Source organism: Kribbella sp. DT2 (assembly GCF_049844575.1).
Classification (GTDB): Bacteria; Actinomycetota; Actinomycetes; order Propionibacteriales; family Kribbellaceae; genus Kribbella.
Genome location: NZ_JBNCLH010000003.1, coordinates 346,382 through 372,776, shown reverse-complemented (window position 1 = coordinate 372,776; position 26,395 = coordinate 346,382). Strand labels below are relative to the sequence as shown.

Annotated in this window: 26 protein-coding genes; 14 read left to right on the top strand and 12 right to left on the bottom strand. The window is 66.7% G+C overall.

Translation table 11 applies throughout. The annotated features are described in order from the left end of the window. Positions 1–135: 135 nt before the first annotated feature. From ACLQ2O_RS15220 to ACLQ2O_RS15210, 3 genes are all read right to left on the bottom strand, one after another. Positions 136–1,134: an ATP-dependent DNA ligase gene (locus ACLQ2O_RS15220; RefSeq protein ID WP_425831617.1), complete on the bottom strand. Its 999-nt coding sequence runs from the start codon at positions 1,132–1,134 to the stop codon at positions 136–138. 259 nt (positions 1,135–1,393) lie between these two features. After that, positions 1,394–1,537, bottom strand: coding sequence for a hypothetical protein (locus tag ACLQ2O_RS15215; protein WP_425831615.1), 144 nt, complete (start codon positions 1,535–1,537; stop codon positions 1,394–1,396). A gap of 154 nt (positions 1,538–1,691) precedes the next feature. Beyond that, complete coding sequence (locus tag ACLQ2O_RS15210) at positions 1,692–2,030, bottom strand: hypothetical protein (protein ID WP_425831613.1); 339 nt, start codon at positions 2,028–2,030, stop codon at positions 1,692–1,694. A gap of 100 nt (positions 2,031–2,130) precedes the next feature. Between ACLQ2O_RS15210 and ACLQ2O_RS15205 the strand changes: the two genes are divergently transcribed. Continuing rightward, positions 2,131–5,565, top strand: a complete 3,435-nt coding sequence (locus tag ACLQ2O_RS15205; protein WP_425831611.1) for an error-prone DNA polymerase — start codon at positions 2,131–2,133, stop codon at positions 5,563–5,565. 288 nt (positions 5,566–5,853) lie between these two features. Beyond that, complete coding sequence (locus ACLQ2O_RS15200; protein ID WP_425831609.1) at positions 5,854–6,036, top strand: hypothetical protein; 183 nt, start codon at positions 5,854–5,856, stop codon at positions 6,034–6,036. A 104-nt stretch (positions 6,037–6,140) separates the two neighbouring features. Here ACLQ2O_RS15200 and ACLQ2O_RS15195 read toward each other — a convergent pair whose 3' ends face one another. The 6 genes from ACLQ2O_RS15195 to ACLQ2O_RS15170 all read right to left on the bottom strand — a co-directional run bounded on the left by ACLQ2O_RS15195 (position 6,141) and on the right by ACLQ2O_RS15170 (position 11,343). Next, positions 6,141–6,887, bottom strand: coding sequence for an SDR family NAD(P)-dependent oxidoreductase (locus ACLQ2O_RS15195; protein WP_425831607.1), 747 nt, complete (start codon positions 6,885–6,887; stop codon positions 6,141–6,143). Between the two features lie 97 nt (positions 6,888–6,984). After that, complete coding sequence (locus ACLQ2O_RS15190) at positions 6,985–7,545, bottom strand: DUF6624 domain-containing protein (protein WP_425831605.1); 561 nt, start codon at positions 7,543–7,545, stop codon at positions 6,985–6,987. Beyond that, positions 7,535–8,410 carry an alpha/beta fold hydrolase gene (locus tag ACLQ2O_RS15185; RefSeq protein WP_425831603.1) on the bottom strand — a complete coding sequence of 292 codons (876 nt, stop codon included), beginning with the start codon at positions 8,408–8,410 and terminating at the stop codon, positions 7,535–7,537. Before ACLQ2O_RS15185 ends, ACLQ2O_RS15190 begins: the two co-directional genes overlap by 11 nt. A 539-nt stretch (positions 8,411–8,949) precedes the next feature. Then, entirely contained in the window at positions 8,950–10,224 is a 1,275-nt protein-coding gene (locus tag ACLQ2O_RS15180; protein ID WP_425831601.1) for an MFS transporter, read from the bottom strand. Between the two features lie 9 nt (positions 10,225–10,233). Further along, positions 10,234–10,452 carry a DUF397 domain-containing protein gene (locus ACLQ2O_RS15175; RefSeq protein WP_425831599.1) on the bottom strand — a complete coding sequence of 73 codons (219 nt, stop codon included), beginning with the start codon at positions 10,450–10,452 and terminating at the stop codon, positions 10,234–10,236. A 27-nt stretch (positions 10,453–10,479) separates the two neighbouring features. After that, positions 10,480–11,343: a helix-turn-helix domain-containing protein gene (locus ACLQ2O_RS15170; RefSeq protein ID WP_425832616.1), complete on the bottom strand. Its 864-nt coding sequence runs from the start codon at positions 11,341–11,343 to the stop codon at positions 10,480–10,482. Positions 11,344–11,420: 77 nt separating this feature from the next. Here ACLQ2O_RS15170 and ACLQ2O_RS15165 point away from each other — a divergent pair, with 77 nt between their 5' ends. Continuing rightward, positions 11,421–12,182, top strand: coding sequence for an alpha/beta fold hydrolase (locus ACLQ2O_RS15165; RefSeq protein WP_425831597.1), 762 nt, complete (start codon positions 11,421–11,423; stop codon positions 12,180–12,182). A gap of 216 nt (positions 12,183–12,398) precedes the next feature. Here ACLQ2O_RS15165 and ACLQ2O_RS15160 read toward each other — a convergent pair whose 3' ends face one another. Together ACLQ2O_RS15160 and ACLQ2O_RS15155 are read right to left on the bottom strand one after the other, a co-directional pair. Beyond that, on the bottom strand, positions 12,399–13,298 hold the full coding sequence (locus ACLQ2O_RS15160) for a phosphotransferase enzyme family protein (RefSeq protein WP_425831595.1): 900 nt from the start codon (positions 13,296–13,298) through the stop codon (positions 12,399–12,401). After that, positions 13,299–14,810 (bottom strand): helix-turn-helix domain-containing protein, encoded by a 1,512-nt coding sequence (locus tag ACLQ2O_RS15155; RefSeq protein ID WP_425831593.1) that lies wholly within the window; start codon positions 14,808–14,810, stop codon positions 13,299–13,301. Positions 14,811–15,244: 434 nt separating this feature from the next. Between ACLQ2O_RS15155 and ACLQ2O_RS15150 the strand changes: the two genes are divergently transcribed. From ACLQ2O_RS15150 to ACLQ2O_RS15100, 11 genes are all read left to right on the top strand, one after another. Continuing rightward, a complete protein-coding gene (locus ACLQ2O_RS15150) occupies positions 15,245–15,451 on the top strand; it encodes a hypothetical protein (RefSeq protein WP_425831591.1) in 207 nt (68 codons plus the stop codon). Positions 15,452–15,624: 173 nt separating this feature from the next. After that, on the top strand, positions 15,625–15,750 hold the full coding sequence (locus ACLQ2O_RS15145) for a hypothetical protein (RefSeq protein WP_425831589.1): 126 nt from the start codon (positions 15,625–15,627) through the stop codon (positions 15,748–15,750). 339 nt (positions 15,751–16,089) lie between these two features. Next, positions 16,090–16,305, top strand: coding sequence for a hypothetical protein (locus tag ACLQ2O_RS15140; protein WP_425831587.1), 216 nt, complete (start codon positions 16,090–16,092; stop codon positions 16,303–16,305). A gap of 115 nt (positions 16,306–16,420) precedes the next feature. Beyond that, positions 16,421–16,918 (top strand): hypothetical protein, encoded by a 498-nt coding sequence (locus ACLQ2O_RS15135; RefSeq protein WP_425831585.1) that lies wholly within the window; start codon positions 16,421–16,423, stop codon positions 16,916–16,918. Beyond that, complete coding sequence (locus tag ACLQ2O_RS15130; protein ID WP_425831583.1) at positions 16,915–17,361, top strand: hypothetical protein; 447 nt, start codon at positions 16,915–16,917, stop codon at positions 17,359–17,361. Before ACLQ2O_RS15135 ends, ACLQ2O_RS15130 begins: the two co-directional genes overlap by 4 nt. A gap of 274 nt (positions 17,362–17,635) precedes the next feature. Beyond that, positions 17,636–17,971 (top strand): hypothetical protein, encoded by a 336-nt coding sequence (locus tag ACLQ2O_RS15125; protein WP_425831581.1) that lies wholly within the window; start codon positions 17,636–17,638, stop codon positions 17,969–17,971. A 157-nt stretch (positions 17,972–18,128) separates the two neighbouring features. Beyond that, complete coding sequence (gene fxlM / locus ACLQ2O_RS15120) at positions 18,129–19,361, top strand: methyltransferase, FxLD system (RefSeq protein WP_425831578.1); 1,233 nt, start codon at positions 18,129–18,131, stop codon at positions 19,359–19,361. Positions 19,362–19,414: 53 nt separating this feature from the next. Continuing rightward, positions 19,415–19,576: an FxLD family lanthipeptide gene (locus ACLQ2O_RS15115; RefSeq protein WP_425831576.1), complete on the top strand. Its 162-nt coding sequence runs from the start codon at positions 19,415–19,417 to the stop codon at positions 19,574–19,576. An 86-nt stretch (positions 19,577–19,662) separates the two neighbouring features. Further along, the gene (locus ACLQ2O_RS15110; RefSeq protein WP_425831574.1) at positions 19,663–22,689 is read left to right on the top strand and encodes a lantibiotic dehydratase; all 3,027 of its coding nucleotides are present in this window, start codon (positions 19,663–19,665) and stop codon (positions 22,687–22,689) included. After that, the gene (locus tag ACLQ2O_RS15105; protein WP_425831572.1) at positions 22,686–23,918 is read left to right on the top strand and encodes a lanthionine synthetase C family protein; all 1,233 of its coding nucleotides are present in this window, start codon (positions 22,686–22,688) and stop codon (positions 23,916–23,918) included. Before ACLQ2O_RS15110 ends, ACLQ2O_RS15105 begins: the two co-directional genes overlap by 4 nt. 25 nt (positions 23,919–23,943) lie before the next feature. Continuing rightward, positions 23,944–24,747, top strand: a complete 804-nt coding sequence (locus ACLQ2O_RS15100) for a thiopeptide-type bacteriocin biosynthesis protein (protein ID WP_425831570.1) — start codon at positions 23,944–23,946, stop codon at positions 24,745–24,747. Positions 24,748–25,147: 400 nt separating this feature from the next. Here ACLQ2O_RS15100 and ACLQ2O_RS15095 read toward each other — a convergent pair whose 3' ends face one another. Then, positions 25,148–26,020, bottom strand: coding sequence for a hypothetical protein (locus ACLQ2O_RS15095; protein ID WP_425831568.1), 873 nt, complete (start codon positions 26,018–26,020; stop codon positions 25,148–25,150). Positions 26,021–26,395 lie beyond the last annotated feature (375 nt).

Below are 26,395 nucleotides of genomic sequence, written 5' to 3'. Positions count from 1 at the left end.
CTGCGGTGGTCCTCCGGAAGCTCAGTTCGGTCATCAGACGCGGTTGCATCTATCACAACATTGATGCGCTGTTGCTTGTCGGAGCTCTGAACGCCAACCCACAAGGTCGAGGCTCGGCGAGCGATCAGCCGACCCTCAGGACTCCGCACCGTTATCAGGAAGTGTCGGAACATCTTTTGGCTGCAACTCCGCTCGTATGCGTAGCAGGCGCAGTGGGTGCCGGTAGTGCCCGTCCTTCTGCGCTGCGTCGGCCGAGACTTCGACCACGACGCCGGGCCGAACCTTGATGATCGGAGTCCTCTTGCTGTTCTGCCACTGGGTCGAGATCTCGTCGGGCCAAGGATGGCGTGCCCCGGCCGGCTTGAGCACCTTGCTGAGGCCGGCCGCCTGGTCGCCTCGCAGCTTCACGGTCCGCCCGACAATCTCCAGCGTCTTACCGCGGTAGCGGCCGACGATCAGGGAGTCCGGGCGGTCGAGCGAGCCGGTGACAGCGCCGGCGATCGCCTCCACCGACTCGCGATGTTTCACACGCAGCCACTCTCGGCGGCCGCCGACATACCGGGATGCAGCGCCTTTGACCACCAGGCCTTCCACGCCGAGCGCCGCGGGCAGTACGTCGAACCACTCCTTGGCTTCGTCGACGTCGCTGGTCACTGGCGAGAGCTGAAGAGGAGGCGACCAGGTCGACGCGAGTCCGTCGAGGCGGGTACGGCGAACCGACCACCGTTGAGTACGCAGGTCGACGCCGCCCAGCGCCAGCAGGTCGAAGGCCATGAACAATGCCGGCGGCGAGCCCACCAGCCCGCGCAGCAGCGCCTGGAAGTCCAGCTTCCCGTTGACGAAGGCAACAATAACGCCGTCCAACACGACGCCGGTCGGTAGCTGCAGCTGCGCTGAGGCGACGATGCCGGGAAACCGGTAGGTCAGTTCCTTGCGCTGGCGTGACCAGATCCGCGCAGTTTCTCCCTGCCGGATCAATATTGCTCTAAAGCCGTCCCACTTCGGCTCGTAGCGGCTACCGCCCGGGAGCGCCGACGGGCCAGGAAGGACCTCGACCGATCGAACCAACTCGACGTCGACCGGTCCGCCAAGGCCTTCCGGTAGCCGAGGCTCAGTTCGGCGAGCCGGTGCCATCGCTATCCCGAGGCGTTGCCCGGCGGCCGAACGGCGGCCAGACGATCATGACCACCCGCTTGACGCGGTCGGTCTTCGGGCGTCTCGGGCAGAAGCGGTGGTGCGCGGGAACGTTCAGCCCGTCGCACTTCCCGCACTGCCAGGTCATGACCTCAGAATGCGCCCGACCTTCGCCAGCTGTCTCGACTCAGCAGTCGTCTAAGCCGACCTGCCGCCTGATTTGGACGACACAGCAACAAACGAGATGCGACAGCCCGACTCAGCGATCTCGGCCAAAGACCGGCGAGCGTTGCCCGAACCAGGCATCCAGTACTGCGTCGTCGGCAAGCTCACCTGAACTAGGGCAGCGCTCCAACAGCTGCAGCAGCAGCACGAGGCGCTGCGCGGTGTCACCCATCCCCATGAACCCGATCCCCTCCCCTGCCGGATCATCGGGTGCGGGCCCTGAACCGTTTCCACAATTCGCCGATCGTGGCGAAACCGACATCCGCTGCCTGGCCCGCTGCCATGCATCGACTGCGAACCTTGCCCACTGCAACCACCCGGTCACACAACGATTAGGGGTTGTCCGTGGCCTCCCGCAGCTGGTCGCCGGGCACCCAGTGATATCGCCCGTCGTCATCGCGGACCTGGCCGAGCCATTCACCGCCTTCGCGGACCCACGCGACCAGCACCCCCGCGGGCTGCCACGCCTGGACAGGCTTCGGAGGATCCACCTTCTGGTAGGTCTCGGCCGGCCGATAGCCGTGCGCGTCGTACTGCAGCTCGAGCTCGGCGGCTTGGCGATGCGCTTCGGCCTCGTGCAGACCTGAACCTCTCAGACCGTTCGCACCGTTGTCCCAGATCGACCAGTCAGCCTCTCCGGTTCCTGGCCGCACATTGAATCGTCCCACCATGACCACAGAATGCCATGTATTCGAACATGTGCTCTACTAGCCGAGTAGCTAGGAGCCCGGTCAAAGGGGCGACCGTACGGAGTGTCTTGGAGGTGGCGCTTTGGGTTACTCGAATCCGCCGATCTCCTGGTCGGAGCTGGAACGCCGGCTGTCGGACCGATCCCGGCCGGACTCCCACGGAGGCCGGCCTCCGGAGGCAAATGGCGGGGACTCCCCCGCCTGGAGCCAGCATCGCGGCCCGTACGTCCCTCCGCTGGAGGCCCGGCCGACCCGTCCGGCCGGGCCGGTCACGCCGTACGCCGAGCTGCACGCCCACTCGCATTTCAGCTTCCTGGACGGCTCGTCGTCGCCGGAGCACCTGGTCGAGGAGGCGGTCCAGCTCGGCCTGCACGCCTTGGCGCTGACCGATCACGACGGGTTCTACGGTGCCGCTCGGTTCGCCGAGACCGCCGCGACCTACGACCTGACCACCGTCTACGGCGCCGAGCTGTCGATCGGCCTGTCGGGTCCACAGAACGGCGTCCCGGACCCCGAAGGCACCCATCTGCTGGTGCTGGCCGAAGGCAAGGAGGGCTACCACCGGCTGTCCGGGGCGATCACCGAAGCCCACCTGGCCGGCGGTGAGAAGGGCCGCCCGGTCTACGACATCGAGAACCTGGCCGAGCGCGGCCGCGACCACTGGCTGATCCTGACCGGCTGCCGCAAAGGCGCAGTCCGCCAAGCCCTCACCAGCGCCCCGTCGATCCCGGCCGGCATCGACGCTGCTCGGCGCGAGCTCGACAAGCTGACCGCGCTGTTCGGCAAGGACCGGGTCGTGGTCGAGCTGATCGACCGGCAGATGCCGACCTGCTCCACACAGAACCGCGCCTTGGCGGAACTCGCCCAGCAGGCTGGCCTGGCGACCGTTGCGACCGGCAACGTGCACTACACGCAGCCGCGCGGCCACAAGCTCGCCGCCGCGGTCGCCGCGGTACGGGCCCGGCGGAGCCTGGACGAGATGGACGGCTGGCTCCCGGCCGCCGGCACCGGGTTCCTGCGTGACGGCGACGAGATGGGGAGTCTGTTCCGCAACTTCCCCGGCGCGGTCGCACGGTCGGTCGAGCTGGCCGACCAGCTCGCGTTCAACCTGCGTGCCGCGAAGCCGAACCTGCCGAAGATCGACGTACCGGACGGGCACGACCAGATGTCGTGGCTGCGGCACCTCACCTTCGAAGGCGCGCTGGAGCGGTACGGGACCCGCGAGCAGCGCCCGGACGCCTACCGGCGTCTGGAGCGCGAGCTCGATGTCATCGCCGAGCGCGACTTCCCTGGCTACTTCCTGATCGTGTGGGACTTCGTCCGGTGGGCGCGCGAGCGCAGGATCTTGTGCCAGGGCCGCGGATCGGCAGCGAACTCCGCGGTCGTGTTCTGTCTGGGCATCACCGCCGTCGACTCGATCTTGTACGGGTTGCCGTTCGAGCGGTTCCTGGCCGCGACCCGCACCGAGGAACCCGACATCGACGTCGACTTCGACTCCGACCGGCGCGAAGAAGTCATCCAGTACGTCTACGACAAGTACGGCCGCCGCAACGCCGCCCAGGTCGCCAACGTGATCTCCTACCGGCCCAAATCCGCGGTGCGGGACATGGCCAAGGCGCTCGGCTACTCCCAAGGCCAGCAAGACGCCTGGTCCAAGCAGGTCGACGGGTGGTCACCGGAGATCACGTCGACCGACCACGACATCCCCTCCCCCGTCGTCGCCCTGGCCGGCGAGCTGCTCAAGTTCCCCCGCCACCTCGGCATCCACTCCGGCGGCATGGTGCTCACCGAACGCCCAGTGGGCGAGGTGGTGCCGATCGAGCACGCCCGCAAAGAGAAACGCACCGTGCTGCAGTGGGACAAGGACGACTGCGCCTACATGGGCCTGGTCAAGTTCGACATGCTCGGCCTCGGGATGCTCGCCGCTCTCCAGTACACGATCGACACCGTCGAGAGCCGGCTCGGCGAGGCCTGGGAGCTGCACACCATCCCCAAGGAGGAGCAAGGCGTCTACGACCAACTCTGCCGCGCCGACTCCGTCGGGGTGTTCCAGGTCGAGTCCCGCGCCCAGATGGCCACGCTCCCGCGGCTGCGGCCGCGCCGGTTCTACGACCTCGCCTGCGAGATCGCGCTCATCCGCCCCGGCCCCATCCAGGGCGGCGCCGTGCACCCGTTCGTACGGCGGATGACCGGCCAAGAGCCGGTCACCTACCCGCACCCGCTGCTGGAACCGGTGCTCGAGAGAACCAAAGGCGTGCCGCTGTTCCAGGAACAGCTCATGCAAATGGCCATGGCCATTGGCGAGATCGACGGCGACGAAGCCGACCTGCTCCGCCGCGCCATGGGGTCGAAGCGCGGCGTGGAGAAGATCTCCTCGCTCAAGACCAAGCTGTACGCCGGCATGGGAGCCAACGGCATCACCGGCGACACCGCCGACCAGATCTACGCGCGGATCGAGGCCTTCGCGAACTTCGGGTTCGCCGAATCCCACTCGATCAGCTTCGCCCTGCTCGTCTACGCCTCCACCTGGTTCCGGCTCCACTACCCCGCCGCGTTCCTCGCCGCGCTGCTGCGCGCCCAGCCGATGGGCTTCTACTCACCGCAGTCACTGGTCGCGGACGCGAAACGGCACGGTGTCGAGGTACGCCGTCCTGACCTGCAGCTATCCGGCGTCAACGCCGAACTCGAAGACCTGGTCGACGGGCCCGCAGTACCGACCGGGATGGCCTCCTGCCTGGCCACCGTCCAGCCGCCCATCGGGCCGTTCGACCCCGAAGCGCCCGACACCTGTGCCCAGCACCGCCGCGACGGCGCCTTCGCCGTCCGGCTCGGCCTGGCCGGCATCAAGACCATCGGGGACAAGGACGCCGAGAAAATCGTCGAACAGCGCGACCTCCACGGCCCGTACGCCGACATGGCCGACCTCGTCCGCCGTACCAGCATCACAACACCCCAAGTCGAATCACTCGCCACAGCAGGCGTGTTCGACTGCTTCGGCCTCGACCGCCGCCAAGCCCTGTGGGAAGCCGGCCGCGCCGCCGAAGAACGCCCCGAACGGTTCGCAGGTGTCACCGTCGTCGGGCCACCACCCACGTTGCCGGGGATGAGCGAGGTCGAGCTCACCATGGCCGACCTATCGTCGACCGGCATCACCACCGCCCACCACCCCATGCAACACGTCCGCGAACAGCTCACAGCCGACGGAATCCTGTCCGCCAAGCAGCTGCGCACCGCCACACCCAACAACCACGTACGAGCCGCCGGCGTCGTCACCCACCGCCAACGCCCCGCGACCGCCTCCGGCGTCACCTTCATCAACCTCGAAGACGAAACCGGCTTCATCAACGTGATCGTCTCCCCCGGCTGCTGGAAGCGCTACAGACGCACTGCAAGGGAGTCGTCGGCATTGGTCGTGCGTGGCCGGCTTGAACGCGCCAACGGCGTCACCAACCTGGTCGCCGACCGGCTGGAACGTCTGCCACTCGCGGCGCGTACGACGTCGAGAGACTTCCGATAGCGGGCCGCTCGACGGCTACGCAGGGATGACTCGCTTGCGTCCTCACGTCGATTCCGGTGGAGGTCTCTGAGATGCCGGGACCGCGGCGAGTAGATGGCCGTGCGCAGCCACTCACCTATGGCGTGCAAACGCCTTAAAAACAAGGAGACGTGCGAGAAATCCGGCCGTTCTTGCAAACTGTCGGAGGCTAGTCGTACGCTCGTGAAGCGATGTAGCAAAGGCTCACTAATCAATCGGACGGAGGTGAACACATGACCTTGGAAATAACCCCAACGAAGGGACACCGCGGTGACCTCCACCGACGTACTTCAGTACCTGCCTGCGCTCATCGTGACAGCGCTCATCCCGGCCGCTTACTGCGGTCTCTATCTCCTGCTCGCCGCCTTGTCGATCTTCATGAAAGATCGCGATCGGCAGCACGTACTGGTCCTTCTTGAGGGCCTGCGCGATCTCATCCGCAGGCGGAAGTAGCTTCGCCCGTAGAGCTGGTGTAGGAGCGCACCGGCCGACGCCTGTCCAGCAGTTCAGACAGACCTCGACCGGTGCGCTCAAACATGACCAGGGCCAGCGGCGCGTCAGTGGCTGCTCTCGGCCCCGCCGTTCACCTGGATCACCTGCGAGGTGATATGGCCGGCCGCCGGGGAAGCGAGGAAGTGCAGCGTCGATGCGATGTCGCCTGGTACGCCGACGCGACCGGTCATGGTCTCTTCGGCCCGGCGCTTCAGACGTTCGTCGGTCATCGGTTCGCCGAAGAACGGCGTGTGATCGATGAGGCCGGGCGCGACGACGTTGACCGTGATCCCTCGCGGCCCGAGTTCACCGGCGAGCCTGACGGCGTACGGGTGAAGGCCGGCTTTGGCCGCGCCGTAGGCCACGCGGCCGGATCCGCGGTACGCCGAGATCGAGCTGATGAACAGCACGCGGCCGCCGCCGTCGACCAGTCGATCCTTGAGAGCCTCTGTCAGCAGTACCGCCGTCAGGGTGTTGAGCCGAAAGTTCAGCGTCCAGTCGTGAGCGATCGCTTCGAGCGGATCGGCATGCTCCACCGGGGGTTCGAGCAAGCCGTTCCCCCCGGCGCTGTGAACGATGACGTCGACGGTGCGGTACTGCTGGGAGATGAAGGTGGCGGCCGCGCGGGTGGCGCCGGGGTTAGTTAGGTCGGCCGGGAAGTAGATGGCGCCGGGGATCTTTTCGGCGGCCGCAGCGAGCACCTCCTGGCGCCGGCCGAGGAGGACGACCTGGTCGCCGCCTGCTGCGAATGTCTCCGCAGCGGCGAAGCCAATACCGGTTCCTCCGCCGCTGATCACCACGGTGCGCGCCATGCCCTGGATCCTACGAGCGGCCCACTCGATCCGCAGTCGGAATCGGCTCGTCACGTGGTGGCATTTGCGCTAGAGAGCGGTTAGGCGCGCGCGAGGTTCAGTCCAATTCTTGGGTACGTCCGGTCGCCTCTGGATTGCTGTTCCGTCGCCAGAGCTGTTGCATCGTGGCCTGGTACTCCTCGAACGGCTCCATTCCGACAGTTCTTCGTCGCTCTGCCAGACCATCAGGGTCCTCGATCGGTCGCGGTTCCAACCCGTTGCCGCAATCAACGAACTGCGTCCCGAACAGCTGAGGTCGGCCGCTGTTGATACGTACCCGGTCCTCCAGATATCCGAGCAAGCGCGGTGATGCCTCGCCGGCCTCAACGGCCTGCGCCATCAACCGGTGGAACAGGCGCTGGCTCTCCGGTTGCATGTCTGCGTGCTGGGCCAGCAGCCATGCATTGGTGGCCGCTTCCTCACCGACCTCGGACTGCTGTGGCCAGCCCTGCCGGGTAATTAGGTCGACGAGCCAGCGGGTGTTGTCGGCGTCGATCTCGCTGACCGCATTCCACAGCTCGGTGCGCGAGTCGTCCGACCAGCCCTCGACCGCCTGACGGGCCTGCTGGTCGCGCGCTGCCCGGCGCTCCAATTCGTCGCGGAGCTGACTAATCCGCATCGCTCCGTGGCCCGGTCGGACCCCACTCGGTGAATTCGCCGTTCGTCACGCTCACCCGCGCCGTGCCGCCGTGCTGAATAAGCGCGGCCTGATCGAGCTGTATCGCTCCACGTTCCGCAGCCGCCAGGCACTGTGCAACATAGGCCACGAGCTCCGGCGAGTCCTTGTGCACGTGATGGCCTGCGAAGTGCGGCACAACGAGATGGCCGGTCCACCGCTTCGCCAGGTTCAGCTGATGGCGCTGCCACCACTGATCCATCTCGACCAACGTCAACGGCCGATACTCAGCGGCCTTCTTGACCGGCAGCCAGCGCCAGACCGCCGAGCCGATCACCACGGTCTCGATCTGTCGCTGCGGACCAGGCTCGAAGTTGTCCAGCGTGGCAGGCACCGAGATACGCCAACCCTCCCCGTCACGGCCGTCGACCAGGACCAGCTTGTCGTTGTCCAGGGCTGTGTGCAGGACCGGGTCGCTGGCATCCACCAGGGCCAGGCCAGTGACCTGCTCGGGCCATAGCCGCGCGAATGCATCCACAATCAGGCCCCCCATCGAATGCCCGACAAGTACCCATGGCTTCGGTACGCCCACCGTGTTCAGAAGCTTGAACAACTGCTCAGCACCCCACTGAATCGGCTGAGCATCACCCACAGCCGTCGCCGCGTCGACCGGACCACTGCTCCCGCAGCCCGCCCGGTCGTAGACGAACGTGGAGAGCCCAGCGGGAAGGTGCTCGATCACGCCATCCCATACTTCACCTGACTCGCCCAAGCCAGAGACGAACACGGTGCACGGACCATCACCTGGCACGTACCGGTGCTTCAGCTGGATGCCATCGACGACACAGCTTTTCTGCAGGTTGCTCATACACGTCCTCTTTTCGTAGTCGCGCCGGCAACAGCTACTGCGGGCAGGCCTGACACGCGCGGTCTGCCTCATGTCTCGACACCTGCCACAGCCGTCGGCATCGCTCGATTCGCAGGCCTCCGTCCGCGTCGCAACGCCGACCGCGCTGCTCTACCTCGGCCAGGCCCGCTGCCAAAGCCGCGCAAAAGTCTGTTGCAGGTATGCTCGTCGGGCACGCCCGCCGTCGACCCCCGCTCCGCGATCTCCGCAGTTGCCGCGGCGCGACTGTCGGCATGCACGCGAGCAAAGGAGCCGTCGGGATCCTCGGGTGCTTCCGCGGCAAGCTCTTCCCCGGTCACCCCGAAGTACGACTTCTTGCGCTGCCCATCGTCGGCCTGCATCTCGTTGAACTCCTTCGATGTTGTCCCAGACCAGCGCTGCGTCTGTATACACAGGCTGCGGCCGCTGTTCGTCAAGAGACGAGGTCTCTGAATTGATCGCCAATCCTCACAGTGGTTCGCGGTCGGGGCCTAGGGCGACTTGTCGGCCAGGAGTGCGGCTCACCTGCCGAGTGTCGGCGGTGGTCGGTGCTGCTGGGCCGCTGGCGGCCGCCGCAGGACGGTGCGGCTGGCGATGACGAGGCAGATTGCCATCAGGATCCCGGCGGTCCAGAAACAGGCGTCGATACCCCACTTACTGGCCACCAGGCCCCCGAAGAGCGCGCCGAGCGGTCCGGCGCCATTGCCGAGGGTGCGAAAGGTCGTAACGACGCGCCCGAGCATGTCGCGCGGGGTGAAGTGCTGCCGCGCGGACACCACGGACACGGTGACGACCGACGAGGCGAAGCCTGCCACGGCCAGCGCGGCCCCAGCGACGATCGCAGACGATGTCAGGGCGAGCAGGGGCCAGAGCAGAACACGGACCGACATAGCCAGTACCACAGCCCAGTGAAAGTCCAGGCGCCTCAGCAAGCGCGGTGACAGCGGACCGCCGATGATGCCGCCGATGGCCAAGGCGGCAATCAGGAAACCGAAGTCACGGCCTGGTATGCCGAGACCGTCAGGACCGGTCGCGTAAAGAACGAGCAGCGCGTAGACCATCGTTGTGGTGAAGTTAGCCGCGCCGGTCAGCAGGGCCAGCGTGCGCAGTTGGGGATGGCGGGCCAGCCAGCGCATGCCGGACCAGATCGCCGTACGGAGCGACTCCCGCGGTACTGCGGGGTTGCTGTGAGTCTGGTGTTTGGGTGCAGCGCTGAGGAGTGCCGCAGAAGCGACGAACGAGATGGCGTCCGCGGCGAAGGGTAGCCAGGCCGCGAAGGTGAACGAGGCCGAACCTGCGGGCGGCCCGACCAGTGAGGCACCGGCTGTTTCCGCCGCGGACACAGAACCGTTGACTCGGTTGCGGAGATCGGGATCGTGGTCGGTCAAGTCAGCGACGATCGACTGTGCTGCGGCACCATGGAAGACCGCGCCCGCCGTAACGACGAACGACCCAAGCGCCAGTACGGGCAAGGTGATCCGGTCGAGCATCACCAGCAGTGCAATGAGGCCAACGGCCAGGCCGCGAATCGTGTCGGCCGTGATCAGGGTTGGACGGTGTGGCCAACGGTCTACGAGAGCGCCGGCGAATGGCGAGATCACCAACCAGGGCAGCAATGCTGCGGCCGAAACGAGGCCGATGGCGAAGGGATCGTGGGTGACGGCGGCAGCCGCCAGAGGGGCTGCCGCCGTCCACGCGCCGTCACCGATTGATGAGATGGAAGCCGCGGCGATGATGGCGCGCAGCCGTCCGGGAATAGTGGGCCGGCTGCGGACCGGCGCCGTGGCATCCTCCATCGGCGGTGGTTAGAGGTCGAACTCGCCCTTGTGGGCGCCGTCCAGGAAGGCTGCCCATTCCTTCGGGGTGAACATCAGGACCGGGCCGTGCGGATCGGTCGAGTCACGGACAGCTCTCCAGCCGTTCGGTTCGCTGGCGACCTCGACGCAGGCGTTGTCGTCAGCGCTGAGGGTGGCCTTGCGCCAGTTGGTGAAGGCCGACAGGCCGGGGCGGTCGGGAGACATCATGAGATTGCTCCAATCGGTTGTGTTCGGCTATGAAGCGTTGCGTGCAATCACCGTCAGCCAGCCCATCGACTCCTCCGGAGACATGGCTGCACGGAGCATTCGGTCCCAGACGACGCCGTACGTCGCGAGGTCATCGCTGCCGCCGAGCGCGAGACCGACAGTCGGCGTCTCGACCCGCACCACCGGTGCCTGCGCCGGATCGCCATACGTCACCCAGACAAAGCCGGTCATCGGCGACATCTCCATCGGTGCGTCGTTGAGGATGATCTGCAGGGTGATGCGCGGCGCCTTGGCGCAGAGGACTAGGTGTTCCAGCTGGGCTCTTCGCAAAGAACTATTGCCTCGAGGGACCCAGCGCGCGGCGGTCTCAGTCACCACGACGTGGTACTGCGGACCGTCTTGGTCGTCACGTAGCCGGGCACCGCGCTTCATGCGCATGGCCACGGCTGCATCGACGTCGGTGCCGGCTGAGAACCGGGCTGACTCGATGACGGCATGGGCGTACTCCGGTGTTTGGAACGGTCCAGGCACCAGGAACGGCTGGAAGTGGCGGATGTCGCTGGCCAACTCATCAAGCTCGAGCAGGTGGCGTTGCCGGTCTTCCAGGCTGCCGCGATGCAAGGCCTGCCAGCTGCTGATGTCGGTGACCACAGCCTCGGCAAGCGACATTACTCGCTCGCGATCCTCGGACGTTGCACTCACCGCGTCGAGCCATCGCGCGATGACATCCATGGCAGGCCGGGCGGTTACGTTCGTCTCGATGCGTGACACTTTGGCCTGCGAAATGCCGACCCGCGATGCGAGCTGGTCGCCACTGAGGCCGGCCAGACTGCGCAGACGGCGAAGCTCTTGACCTAGTCGGGCACGACGCTGCGGCGGCGTCACATCCACAGACAACGGCCCTCCCCTCCCCACGCTATCTATGCAATCTCATGCATCGTAGCGGTATCCGCACTAGGATCGAACCCATGGCAGTGACCCACTTCGACGTCGGTGGTTACCGGCTGGCAGCAGAAATTACTGGTGATGGCTCACCAACCGTTGTTTTCAGCTCTGGATCCGGCGATGCCGGCGAACCGTGGGGCCCGACCATCACTTCACTCAGCAGTCGGGTCCAAGTGCTGACTTACGCGCGTGCCGGCATCGGCCAGAGCGACGCCCTACCGAGTTCCGCGCCGCGATCACTTTCAGACGCTGCCGATGAGCTCCGCAGACTGTTAGAGGCGACCGAGCTGCCAGGCCCGTTCGTCCTCGTTGGCCACTCGATCGGGGGGATCATTGCCCAGGTGTTCGCTGCGCGGTGGCCTGACAGGTTGGCTGGGTTGGTCCTCGTCGATCCGAGCGACGTCCAGCTGTGGCTGGACATCGACACTCCGAAGCCTGTCGTGGCGGACGGCGATCGCGACGATCATGCCTCATTCGATATCAAGGTGGGAGCCGAGGACTCGGCCGCGAGCATGCAACGCCTTGAGATTCCCAGCGTTGTCATCACCAGCCGGGTCGGCCGGTGGCTGGAGTCGAAGACACCGCACCTCTGGAAACCATTCAGCCTCGTCGAGCTCGACGCTCGTTGGCAGCGCAAGCATCGCGAGCTCGCCGCCGGCCTGGGTGCTGAGCATCGGGTTGCGAGCGAGGGCGGCCATTACGTTCAGGTCGACCAGCCGGAGGTGGTCGTTGAGTCGCTCGATCACGTCATTCGCATGATCCCTACCTCAAAGTCCGCAGGCTAAGACTCTTTAGATATCGATGACACTCTGATGGTGGGGTCCGCCGACGTCACTCGATCGGACCCCGGACCGAGCGTGCATCGTCTAACCACTTTGTCTCAGTGGCGAGTGCGCGTGGCACACCGGTTCGTGCTAGAGGGCAGCTCCAGCTTCTCTCGTCGGGCGCCTGGTGTCTCTGTGTGCCTTCCTCGTCTGAGCGAGGAAGGCACGGCCGGGGTTTTACAGCCGATTCCAGAGCATTTCGCGCTGGCCTTGGCGCAGCTGGTCGATGCGCGTGTGAACCTCATCGGCTTGTGGACTGCTCGGTGCAGATTTTCGGGCGTTGGTGGTGATCATCCGGAGTTCGCGCAGGTCGCGGAGCGGTTCGTATCCGGACCAGTTGCGGATGTCGATGCCGTAGGCATCGACAAATCGGCTGTACTCGTGGGGATCGGGGAAGAACCGCCGGCAGTGGATTTCGATGGTGACTAGGTCCCATTCACGTGGGCCGATGCAGGCGCCGTCCCAGTCGATGAGGGCGGTGCCTTGCTTCGTCTGGAGTGCATTGTGGTGTTGTGGATCTTCGTGGATCAGACCGGGCGGCAGCTCGTAGCGGACTGAGGTGACCGCTGCTGCGATCTTGTCGCTGTACTGGCTGAGGAACTGCCGCTCTTCGGCTGTCAGGATGCGACTTGCGGCGAGTGAGCTCCGAATGCCGTCGATCATGTCAAGTGACGGCAGATCGAGTGCTGGCGTGAGGGCGTGCAGTGCCTTGAGCGGCTGGCCGAGGTCGCCGGCTGTCACTCGCGTTTTGTCTTGCTGAGCGATGTATGGCCAGAAAGTGGCGAGGCAGCCGGCACTCTGCAGTGGTTGTTCGTGGGGTGATGGTGGAACGGTGAGGACGCCGTGGCTAACTATCCAGCGGACGAGGGCGAGCGTCCTGTTGAGGTCTTCGAGGCGCTCGTCGGGACGCGCGATCTTGACGACGATCTCGTTGCGGGGCAGAAGGTAGACCGCATTGGTCTGGTGGCGCAGCAAGACCGCGCCGACGGGGTCCAGGCCGGCCTGGCGGCAAACGTCGGCCAGCACTCGTTGTGTGGTGTCGGGGGTGAAGGTCGTCTCAGTGATCAGCGGGGTCATTTAGGGGGCCGCGGTGAGCGCGAGCATCTCGCGCAGGTCGGCGGCTGCTGGCAGCGCCCGTGCGGTGCGGGGGAGGGCTGAGAGCACGTCGGTTCCTCGGGTGAGAACGATCTGGGTCCGGTGCCCGGCGGGCACTGCCTCTAGTGTCTCTTGAGTCAGCTCGCAGGCTCCAACCGCGTCGGTGCCTGCCAAGCCGGCGGCCCGGTCGAGCTGGATCAACGTCGGGTCGAGTGTGAAGCCGGCGCCTTGCTGGGAGTACAGGGCCAGTGCGCGGTCCTGGATCGGTTCAGCTCGTGCTGGTTCGCCGAGGTAGGTGAGGGCTCCCGACAGGTACAGCAGAAGGCGCCTCTCGGGGAAGGAGAAGGCGTCGGTGGTGTCTGGATCGGGCAGGCGGTTGAAGATGTCTTGAGCTTTTCCCATCGCCAGTTCGGCCTTCTCGTGGTCGCCCAGGCGTGCCCAGGCGCGGCCTTCGGCCGCCGCCGCGAGACAGGCGGCAGCGCAGGCCAGATCACCCGCGATGTTTTGGGCTTCCTGGGCCAGGCGGATGGTGCGAGGCAGGTCGCCATAGTAGTAGGGCAGCATTGCTTCCTGGGCGCGGATCTGGGCACGCAGAGCGTTGTCGTGGGTGTCGTCTCCGGCGAGTCGTGCTGTGCGGTACCAGCGGTGGCTGTCGGTGGTTTCGCCGAGCTTCATCAGGCTGTCTGCTGTCAGGGTGGCCAGCTGTGCGGCCGCGCCCGCAAGGCGGATCCGGATCTGCGCGGTCTGACTGTGTTTGGTGAGGTCGACAACGCCGACGAATTCCGTGAGGAGTGCGGCCAGCATCGTGTTGGGTGCATCGTGGATGTGATCTCGGCGTAACTGCTCGACTGCATCCTCGATGAGTTCCATCCTGGAACCGGTGACCGTGCCGGCCGACAGCACATCGTCGGTGCTTCGGCGGAGCCGATCGATCGACTCCAGCAGGTGCGCCGGCAGGGAGCCGAGCTCAAGGCTGGGCAGCTGGCGGAGAAGGGGCCTGATGTCTTGTTCCAGCAAACCGGGATGGCCTGGGTCGTCGCCGAAATGAGTTTCGACCTTCCGGGCCGACTGGAAGTCCTGACCTTGAGCCGTGGCTTGAGGGCGCATCGCGGTCAACACGATGCGATCCCGAGCCGGTAGCTGGTCGAGGTCGGCTCCTGCCACGAGCCGGTGAGGCTCGACGTTGTAGACCTGCGCTAGAAGGACGAGGTTGTAGATCGTCGGAGCTTTGCTACCCGGGCCGGGCCATCGCTCGAGCTTGGAGATCAGGCTGTAGTCGGTCGCAGGGCGGGACTCGTCGGCTGCACTGTAGAGAGACGCGGCTTCGCCCTGGGACAGGCCGGCGGCGTGGCGGTACGCCGCGAGTGTGCCGAATCCCCAGCGGCTGCGGAACTCGGCTGCGATGTCGTCGACCGAGCAGCCTTGGTTGATCAACTGCAGGCGCAATGCGGTGCGTGAGGCCTTGTCGCCGCCTTGTGCCTGCATTGCGCTCATCTCCGCATACTCTCAGTCAGTTTGTCCAGGATGGAGTGGTTCGCAGACAAGAGCAAGGCGAGTCTGGCCAGGTTTTTGGGAACTGGGTGCACATTTCCGACTCGGCCGGGCGAGGTTCGCGCCTGTCTCGGGCCGGTTGCCGTTCACAACAAATAGGGCTTCTAGACCCAGGTTTTCGGCCGCTGATCTCGGTTTACTCGTAGTCATCGCAAGAACACGAGTTGCGTGATCGGGTTCGACGCCTGCTACCTCACGACCGACCCCCGGATCACGCTACGCGGCCGTCGTGTAGCCATTGGCTCAGATGGTCGTGCTGACTGAGGCAGGGGAGAAGACATGCAGTTGTACGAAGCCGTAACGGTGCTGCTGTACCTGCTCGCCGTGGCAGGTATGCGCGGATTCCTGGTCGACGTAGCCGAGGACGTGAAGGACCGATGACCGCGGAGGCCGCCGAGGAGACCCGTCACGGCCGGCGCCGAGTATGTGTCTGGTACGGCGAACACATAATCGCCCAGTACATCGCCGAAACGCCGCTCGCGGAGCGGTACGAGCAGGCCATGCGTCGGCGGTTCGCCAGCCTGAGGGTCACCAACGACCTCCTCAGCGCGGCGTCGGGTCCCCCGGCGACGGGAGACAGCTGACATGACCGATCCCACCCGACCGGTGCTGATCGGTTACTACAAAGAGACCGGCCGCGAAGGCCGCCACCAGACGCCGGATCATCGAGTTCGCAGAACGCGAGGGCTACACCCTGGACTCGATTCTGTGTCAGGAGTTCGACCAGAAGCGCTCGACGTTCGAGTACCTGGTCGAATTGGTCAACCTTCAAGGTGCTGCGGCGGTCACCGTCGCGGACGCGTCGGACCTGAGCGCCGCCGAGCGGCAACGGCTGAAGGCCGCCACCAAAGCCAACGTTCTGGTCGTACCGCCGCCAGCCTGATCCGACCGGGCCGAGATACAACGGTCTCGCGAATCGCGCAGCTTCCTCGCTGCGCCGGAGAGATCCCTAAGCCCCGCCACCCATTGGAGTCTCCCAGCCCTGCCCCTCGATCCCCTGGCGCTTCGCCAGGGCTGGGGGACTCCTCACAAGCCGGCTGGTGAACCCGCTGCCGCTCGAGCGCGGGCACAAGCCGTTCCACCCCCAGGGGCGGGCGACACCACCAAAATCACACATCCAAGCCAGCCGACTAATGAGGGGACCGATCCAAATGACCAGTCATGCTCGCGATCACGTCGCGCGATGCCATGTCCGACCCTCCCACGTCGTTGAGCCGCTGCGGTGCTGATTCACGATCACCTCCCGGCCGCCGACCTGCTGGTGCTGGACCTGCTGATCGTGCTGGCCTCAGCCCTGTTCGGTCTGGCCGCAGCCCAGACCGCCGTACGCGACGGCGACCCCGAGCAGCGGCCGCCACCTGGCCACGTACCAGCTGACGACTCAGATCTGTCGGAGGCCGTACTTCGTCCAGCTCTCCCAACACTTGCCCGTAACTGAATGAGACTGCATAATCACGAGTCTTATGCAGTCTCATTCACTCAGTGATCAGCTGGCTCTATGCCGATGCCAAGCCTGGTCCCGAGTGGCTACTGAACTCTGCGAAAGGTCGGCGATGACGAAAGGTGCCCGCGCGGCGGATCCGTCCGCCAACTGCGACGGCTGGCCTACCGGGTTGGGAAATACGCCCAAGTATCGAGGACCAGCGCTCCTGCCAAGCATCCTGGCCGCCGGTGACGCTGGGTTCGGGGACAACAAGGTCCGCCCAGAGCTAGGACCCCGGCCGTTCGTCATCGGCTACATCGACGCGGCCTGCCTGTCGCGCCAAGGCCCGAAGGCCGTCGCCCAGGTGCGGGCGCGGATCGCGAAATTCGCCACGATGATGCAGCTCGATCTTGGGCACGTCTACGTCGATTACCCGAATCTCGGTGGGTCGAGCTTTCGCGTATTACTGATCGCGGCCATTCGATACAACCCGCAGCAGATCCTGGTACCTGACCTGGCCCACCTCGAAACACAGGCAGACGCCCGCTCGGGAGACCAGACTCGACGGCAACTGATTCAGCGCCGCACCAAGGCAACCGTGCGGTCCCTGCCAGGAGGCCGGTCGTGATCGGCACAAAGTCCCTGACCTATGAGCAGCAACGCAGCTCCGACACGGTCGAAGCTCTACTCGCCGCCACGGCTCCCCTATCGAGCCAACCGGGCGACAACCATACCGTGAACCGCTCGGCCAGAGCGTGGACGCTCGGCTACGTCGATGCCACCGGGCTGCAACGCAACGCCGACCTCGGAGAGCACACCGCCCGCATCCGCGAGTACGCCGAACGGCAGCAGTTCACGCTGATCTCCACCCACGTGGACCTTCCGCACGAGAACGGCCTCGGCTTTCGCACCCTGCTGGCCTCAATCGAACGCACCGCCCCGCAGCGAGTCCTCGTCTCCAGACTGGCGCACCTCGACTCACCAGTCATCATCGACGGCGAGCCAACCGGAGAAACCAAATTCGAGCGCCTGAAGCGCCTGCGAGTTGATATCCACGAGGTTTTCCCCTGAGACCGGGCGGGACCGGCACCGGGATCCTCAACCCGGGAGTCGACCTGGGGACGGCCGGACTCCTCACCGGCCGCGACTCCGCCGGTCCCGTCCCTTCCCCCAAGACCGAAGTCCCCGGCACCTCGACCCGCCCCTGCAGGCCCCCCTGTGCCTGCCGGCTCGAGGCACCTCCCCCCGAGCGCCGGGGACTTCGCACACAACCGGTGGGCGGCCGCCTTACCTCTGCATCGGCGGCCGTCCACCGCTCCAACCGAACGACCCGAAGGAAACACTGATGCCTGCACTGGAACGCGTCGTCCTCGACGAAACCGGCGCACCCTGCTATCGGCTCCGCGTTCTTCTGGCTGTTGACACGACGATGGTCTTACTGAAGCGGGCCCGCAGCCGCGGTCTTCCACTGCAGGACACGATCCGGCGCGCGATCGCAGTCCTCGACTTCATTGAAGATGAAGTTGCGGCAGGCAACACTCTCGCGTCAATCGAAACAGACAACTTCGGTCGGCAGCGGATGCGCGAACTGGTCATGGTTGACGACAAGCCCCAGCCGAGGTCGCGTCGATCAGCATTGTTGCGCGGCCTCGCCTGCGGGGGCCGTCGCTTTGGGACCTGATGCCACATCGCTAGCCCACTTGAGGCGTTCGGACGCCACCCCCGCATGTCGCTCCGGGCTGAAGCGTCCGCCGGTGCAGGCCAGGGTTGCGAGGACCGCTGCATCCCCCACGCCGTCGTCTTGCCGGAATGTCGGCAGCTACTGAGAGAGTGATCGAGTGAACACAGTCAGAGAACAAGACGTCAGCGCCGCTGAGCTGCGTGCCGCGATGGTCGAGGAGATGCGCGGACACGGTGATTTACGCACCGACGCGGTGGCCCGAGCGTTCGCGACCGTGCCCCGGGAGCGGTTCGCACCGGAGGCGCCCCTCGTCCAGGTGTACAACCGCGACGACGTCGTCATCACCAAGCGCGATGCCAACGGTCTGGCGCTGAGCTCGGTGTCGGCACCGCGAATCCAGGCCCAGATGCTGGAGCAAGCCGAGATCCGGCCCGGGATGCGGGTGCTGGAGATCGGCTCCGGTGGCTACAACGCCGCTCTCATCGCGGAGCTCGTCGGAACCGAGGGTGAGGTCACCACCGTCGACATCGACGCGTTCGTCACAGACCGGGCGTCGCAGTATCTGGCCGCGGCCGGTTACGACCGAGTGCGGGTGCTGCAAGCAGACGCAGAGGGCGGTGTGCCGCAGCACGCGCCGTTCGACCGGATCATCGTCACGGCCGGCGCCTGGGACGTGCCGCCGGCGTGGATCGAGCAGCTGGCCGACGACGGACTGCTGGTTGTTCCGCTGCGGCTGCGTGGCCTGACCCGGTCGTTCGCGCTGGCGCCCGAGGCCGGACACCTGGTCGCCCGCAGCTACGACCTGTGCGGGTTCGTGTCGATGCAGGGCGCTGGCGCCAACGACGAACGCCTGATCCTGCTGCACGGCGAGGACGTCGGACTCCGGGTCGACGACGACCAGGACGTACCCACGCCGGACAGCCTGCGCGACGCGCTGGTCTCGGAGCGAGTGACGCGCGGCAGCGGGGTGGAGGTCGGCGGATTCGAGCCGTTCGACGATCTGGACCTGTTCGTGGCCACCAGGCTGGACGACTTCGGGCTGCTGGTAGCCAAGGACGAGGCGATCAGCGCCGGTCTGGTCGAGCGGTCGGCGCGGATGGGCGCCAAGACCGCCCTGAGCAGGGACAGCTTCGCCTACCGCGCGTCGCAGTCCACCAGCGAGGAACGGACCTCGTTCGAGTTCGTCGTGTACGGCCACGGCCCGCACGCCGACTCGCTGGTCGACCAGTACGTAGGGCTGATCCGCGAGTGGAACCAGCTGCACCGCGGCGGTACCGGCGCCCGTGTCGAGGTGTTCCCGGCCGGTGCCGACGTACCGGTTCCGGCCGGTGGCCGGGTGATCGCCAAGAAGCACACCAGTGTCCTGATCTCCTGGCCGACGTCGCCGTGACGCGGCCGAGAGCAGGTCGTCCCATCCGCACCACTTCGCGAAGGAGCACAGTGATGACCCACCACCTGCAGGCGACCACGGCCATCCCGGACGCCGAGTTCGACCTCGACCTCAGCATCGTCTCGTCCGGGCCGGTGATCGCCGATTTGATGCGCAACACCGACGACAACTGCGGCCAGACCTGCCAAAGCGCCTGCTCCAACAGCACCTGCTGATCGCAACCGACCGCGGTAACTGAGTGACTGCCCGGCGGCGACTGCGAGTCGCCGGCGGGCAGTCTGGCGAAGAGAGGGCCACGAGGTTGTTCACAGTCGTCGACGCGGCCATGCTCCGGCTGGCCACTCAACCCGGTCATGCCGGGGCCCTGCACGGCTGGCCCGACCTCAACGCGCCACCTGCCAGCCAGGTCCTGCAGTGGAAGAGCTGGCTCGGCCGAGTGTGGACCGAGACCTCCTTCGCACAAGCGGTCACGGCAGCCAGTCCGGATCTGGCCCGCCGCGTCACGGCGATACTCGCCGGCCGCGAGCTGAGGCCCCGCCAGGTCCGCGGGGCTGTCGTGTCGGTACTGCGCTACCGGCTGCGGGCCTCCAGTCGGGCGACACCGTTCGGGCGATTCGCCGCAGTGACGGCCGCCAGGTTCGGTTCGGCGACCCACGTCCGGATCGGGGACCAGCACCAGGCAACGACGCGCACCGACGCAACCTGGCTGGCCGCAGTCATCAACGAACTGGAGCAGTGCCCCGCCCTGGCAGCACGGCTGACGGTCGTGCTCAACAACGTCGCGACGGTGCGCGACGGACGCCTGATCATCGGCCTGCGGCAGCACCCTGCCGCCACCGAGGACCGGACCGACCCGGCCGAGGTATCCATCCGCTACACCCAGGTGATCGAGCTCGTCACCGAGGCCGCCCGGGCTCCGGTGCGGCGCCGCGACCTGTCCCAACGAATCTGCGACCAGTTCCCCGCCACCTCCCCGCAGGTCATCGAGGCGATGCTGGATCAGCTGGTCAACCAGCGGATCCTGCTCACGAACCTGCGCCCGCCGATGACCGCAGCCGACCCACTGGCCCACGTCCTCGCGATCCTGGACGAGGCCGGCCCCGACGACATCAGCTGCGTCGCGGACCATCTCGCCCAACTGCGCAACACCCCGCCCGACAGCGCTCGGGGCAAACGGGTGGACCTGCGCGCTGACGCCGACCTGGTCCTTCCCCACGACGTGGCAGCCGAGGCAGGCCGGGCCGCCACGGTGCTGGCGCGGTTGAGCCCGCACCCGTTCGGCAGACCGAACTGGCGAGCCTTCCACTCCCGGTTCCTCGAGCGCTACGGCATCGCCGCGGCCGTGCCGCTACGGGAGCTGGTGGACCCCGACATCGGCCTGGGGTACCCCGCCGGCTACCGCGACTCCCTCCACGAGGCACCCGCAGCGGTCTCCACCGAGCGCGACCAGGCACTGCTGCGACTGGCCCAAACGGCAGCCCTGCAGCGCCAGGTCGCCGTCGCACTCGACGACACGACGATCGACGAACTGGTCAGCGACCGCCTCGGCCGGGCCCAATGGCCAGCGCACACCGAGCTGGCACTGCGAATCCACGCCCCAAACCGCGACAGCCTCGACCGCGGCGAATACGCCCTCGTGGTGACCGGAGTGTTCCGTGCCGCTGGCGCCACCGCCGGCCGATTCCTGGACCTGTTCGACCCGACCGAGCGCGACCGGATGACCCGCGCGTACGCCGCCATCCCACCACTCAACACCGGAGCCGCTCGCCTGCAGGCATCCTGCCCGCCGCTCTACACCGAAACCGAGAACGTCGCCCGCAGTCTCCCCGTGCTGCCCGGCCAACTGTCGATCAGCGAACACCCCACCGCCGGGGCGGCCGAGGCGCTGACACCGGACGACCTGCTGGTCGTGGGCGATGCCCACCGGCTCTACCTGTGGTCGCGGTCCCTCGCCCGACCAGTCGAACCGGAGCTGTTCAGCGCAGTCGAGTTCACCAACTTCGCGCACCCCCTGCTGCGGTTCACCTGCGAACTCACCGGTGCCCGAGCCGCAGCGATCGGGCCGTTCGCGTGGGGAGCAGCCAGTCAACTACCGTTCCTGCCCCGGCTGACCTACCGGCGTACGATCTTGTCCCCAGCCCGCTGGCACCTCACGGCCGCCGACCTGCCCGCTCCTGAAGCGACGTGGAGCCAGTGGACCGCCGCGCTGGCACGGTGGCGAACCGACCTCATGGTCCCGGCCGCGGTGTACCTCGGCGGCAACGACCAGCGCCTCCAGCTCGACCTGAACCAGCCAGCACACCTGCACCTGCTACGCGCCGAACTCGACCGCCGCGGCCACGCCACCCTCCAAGAAGCCCCCACCGCAGCCGCACTGGGCTGGATCGAGGGACACGCACACGAAATCGTCATCCCTCTGACCACCACCCGGTCCCACAGCTGGCCCGCGATCCCGCCACGCCCGCTCCCCCCGCCGCCGGCAAACGGCCTACACGCCGGCGAGACTGGTGGCCACCTGCCCGGTGCCGGGCAATGGCTGTACTACAAGGTCTACAGCCACCCCGACCGCCACAGCGCCCTGCTCACCACCCACCTGCCAAACCTCCTGGCCGCAGTGCCGAACCTGTGCTGGTGGTTCCTGCCCTACCGCGACCCCGACAATCACCTGCGGATCCGGTTCCAGCTCGATGAGTCGGATCGGTTCGGTCCTGTAGCGCGCGCGATCGGCACCTGGGCCGAACAGCTGCAACGGCACGGGCTGATCTCCACCCTGCAACTGGACACCTACCGGCCCGAGTCCGGCCGGTTCGGCTCGGGTCAGGCGATGGCAGCGGCAGAGGCAGTCTTCGCAGCCGACTCCGCCGCGGCGATCGCGCAACGAGCCCACCTCGTTAACGCTGGCACCGCGCACCCCCAAGCACTGACCGCGGCCAGCCTGGTGGACCTGACCGCCGCGTTCACCGGTGACCACACCGAAGGCGCGAAGTGGCTGATCGACCACCTCACCACCGAGCCACTGCCCGCCCCAGCCCGGACCGTCTACGACCAAGCACTACAGCTGGCCTCCCCCGGCCACGATGCGATCCTCCAGCTTCCCGGCGGCGCCCAGATCATCGAATCGTGGTCGCGACGGCGAACCGCCATCGCCACGTACCGGGCGATCGTCGAGGCCGACGATTGGCCGCCACCGCACTCCGTGCTCGCGTCACTGCTGCACCTGCACTGCGTCCGCGCCGGCGGCATCGCCCCCGAAGCCGAACAACTGGCCCATCGGCTCGCGCGCGCCGCCGCGCTCAGCCAAACCGCACGAACCGAGGTCCGGACATGACACGAACCGCTACAGCACTCCAGGCTCTCGCCGACGACATCACCACGAGCCTCACCAGCCCGGCCACTGCGCCCACCGTCGGCCACGGCAGCCACGCATACCTACCGCAGTCACTGGCCGGCGGCGCGGCCGGCATCGCCCTGCTGCACGCCGAGTACTCCTTCACCCGGCCCGAGCACCACACCACCCTCCACACGTGGCTAACCTCTGCGGCCGGCGGTGACCTCAACGGCTCGACCAGCGCCGGACTCTTCTTCGGCGTCCCGGCCCTGGCCTTCGTCACTGCAGCCGCTGCCAAGGCCACCGGCCAGTACCGCCACGCACTCGCCCAGCTCACGGCCGCCGCCCAGGACCTGACCCGCCTCCGCCTCGCTGCCGCGCATTCCCGAATTGACAAAGGCGACCTTCCGGCGCTGGCCGAATTCGACCTCATCCGTGGCCTCACCGGTCTCGGCGCCTACCACCTCCACCACGAACCCGAACACGACATCACCCGCGCCGTCCTGACCTACCTGGTGAGGCTCACCGAACCGCATGCGCCCACCGGGCGACCAGGCTGGTGGACCGACCACGGCCCCAACGGGCAACCACCCACCAGCTACTCCGGCGGGCACGGCAACCTCGGCCTCGCCCACGGCATCACCGGTCCCCTGGCCCTGCTCTCGCTCGCACTACGCGCCGGCATCGTCGTCCCCGGCCACCGCGACGCGATCGCGAGGATCTGCCGATGGCTCGACACCTGGCAACAAGACCACCCAACCGGCCCCTGGTGGCCCCGAACCATCACCCTGGACGAAGCCAAGGCACAGCGATGCGACCAGCCAGGCCCGCTCCAGCCCTCCTGGTGCTACGGCACCCCCGGGATCGCCAGGTCCCAGCAACTCGCCGCACTGGCCACCGGCGACACCACCCGCCGGCGCACCGCCGAGACCGCGCTGCTCGGGTGCATCACCGACCCCGACCAGTTCGCCCGGATCGACGGGCCCAGCCTGTGTCACGGCAGCGCCGGTCTCCTGCACACGACCTGGAGAGTCGCACGCGAAGCCGAAACCGGCGACCTCACCGCCCAACTCGCCAACCTCGCCAAACTGTTCAACAACCACCTGCAAACAGCCCCACGCAGCACCGAACTGCTCGAAGGCAGCGTCGGCGCCGCACTCGCCGCCCTTACCGCCACCACCGGCCAGCCCCCGCGCTCAAGCTGGGACACCTGCCTACTGCTCGGCTGACAACCCCACCCGGAGGAAGACGAGCATGGAAACCGCCCCGGCCACACAGGATCCGCACCCGGTCTGGCGACAAGTCACCATCGGATTCACCGACTACACCAGCGCGGAACAGACCGTCGCGACCCATCTCCAACCGATGATGGACGCCGCCAGCCACTCGTGGTGGTTCATCCGCAAGGCGCCCGTCTGGCGACTCCGCTACCTCCCCACCGCAACAAACCCAGCTGTCCACGACCCCATCCACCAAGGCCTCGAGGCACTGCAAACGACCGGACAGATCTCGAGCTGGACCGAGACCATCTACGAACCCGAACTGCACGCCTTCGGCGGACCCGACGCCATGACCACCGCACACCAGCTGTTCTGCCATGACAGCCACCACATCCTCACCCACTCAACCGGGCAGCAGCACCGGCGAGAACACACGATTCTGATCGTCACCGCGCTCCTGCGCGCAGCGGGCCAGGACTGGTACGAACAAGGCGACGTCTGGGCCCGCGTCGCCGACAACCGGCCGTTGCAGGCACCCGACCCGTGTGCGCATGAACTGGCTCCCGCAGTACGACGCTTTATGACCGTCGACACCCGCCCTGGCAGCCTCCTGACCGCACCCTCCGGGCAGCTCGCCGACATCACGGCATGGATCCAAGATGTCCACACCGCGGGCGCATCGCTCAGCGGACTCCACCAGCACGGTCGTCTTCAACGCGGTCTGCGCGCTGTGCTGGCCCACCACATCTTGTTCCACTGGAACCGACTCGGACTGACCTACAAGACCCAGTCCACCCTGGCTCACGCCGCACGGCACGCCGTCTTCGACGCACCATGACCCGTGTCGTCGACGCCCGCGCACGAGCCCCCTGCGCATCGGCGACGCCAAGCCACCCACCACAGCCACGAGGCAGGGACCCCACGCCACCCAGCCGGCCGCCGGGCTGCGAAGCCACGCGATTGCCCAGCTGCTGGCACGGCGCATTCCCTGCCTGCGGTGCGCAGCGAGCCGTGATCCCTCAGACGTCCAGCGCATGCTGGCCGGCCGGCCGCGACAGGATCGAGTGCGATTCAGCGACCTGTTCTCCATCCAACCGTCATGATGGCTTCACGTGACCCCCTGAGTCCCACCCGGTGCCCTCACTCCCGTCGGCAGCTGTCGTGTTGCTGACTTGCCAGTCCGGCAACGGGGCAGGTTGGCAGCCAGCACTCCATCGGGTGGAGTTTGATCGGGCAGGTCAGGTGCCAGGCGGGAAGATCGGCACGGTCAAGCAGGAAGTCAGCGTTTGTCTGATGACCGTCTCGCTGAGGTTCAGTGCGTCCTCGAGCTCTGCTTGCAGCTCTGCGGAAAGCTCTTTGCTCCCTAGCGCGCAGGCTTTCACGGTCCGTTCGAGCTGGCTGATTCGCTCGCCATCGAGGATAGCCGTGAATCCCTTGTGGCTCAGCACGTCGCGTGATGCGTAGCCGTCTGCGATGGTGAGGATCTGATCGGCCAACTGGATGACGTCGGTTCTCAGGCTCGCATGCGAGACCTCGCGTGCGGCGTCGATTATGGAGAGCATCAACCGGGTGTGGAAGACGACCAGGTTGGCTTGAAAGTCCACGTGAGCTCGGGTGGCCAGCAAGGTGTCGATCTCGTGCGCGGTGACCCGGTGGTTTGGCCACCTACACAGGATCTCGAGGCAGGCAGTCACGGCGTTTTCCCAGGCCTCGCCCGCAGTGGTCGCGGTGACCAGTTCCAGGGCGCCGCTGTGATCGCCGGTGGTGATGCGGGTCAGGACGGCGACCTGACGTCCGTCCAGCATGCGTTCGCCGATTCCGTGGTGTCGCTGGACGTGTGTCAGAGCTTCTGTCCACTGGCCCGTGCTGATCAAGGCGCGGGCGCCGTCGGCCAGAATGACCCGCCAAAGCCATTGACGCACCTCGTCGCGATCGGCCGTGGAGGCCATCAGATCCGCCGGAACGTTGATGCCGTCGACGGTGGCCGGCGTCGCACTGGAGATGGCGTCGTAGAGGCCGTTCAGGATTTCATGTCCCTGGTCTCCGCGGTCGGCGCGGATGTGCAACCTGGCAAGGTTCACGAGTGGTTCCAGCCCCCGGATCGCGTCCATGCCGGATCGTGGCTCGCTAGGCTGCAGGTAGATGTTCGCGTGACGATGGCACCATTGGCGGGCCAGTTGCGGCAGGTCGAGATCGGAGGCCAGGAGAGCCGCCTGGTTGAAGACGCTTGATGCCGATCCCGGGGAGGCATCACCGCGCTGGGCCGCTGCGGCTAACGCGGTGAGGCTGGCAACACGGCGTGGGAGGGGAACGCATCCTGGGCGTGGTCGCGGGATGAGTGGAAAGCGCTGAGCTGTCGGACTGAGGGGGTCCATGTGTCTCCTCGCACTGAAATAGTGTGGGTCCACGCAGCGGCTGGCATCACCGGTTCCCGTTGACCAGCGTTGGCGGGGGCTGTGGGAACCGGTGATGTGGCGTTGCCTGCG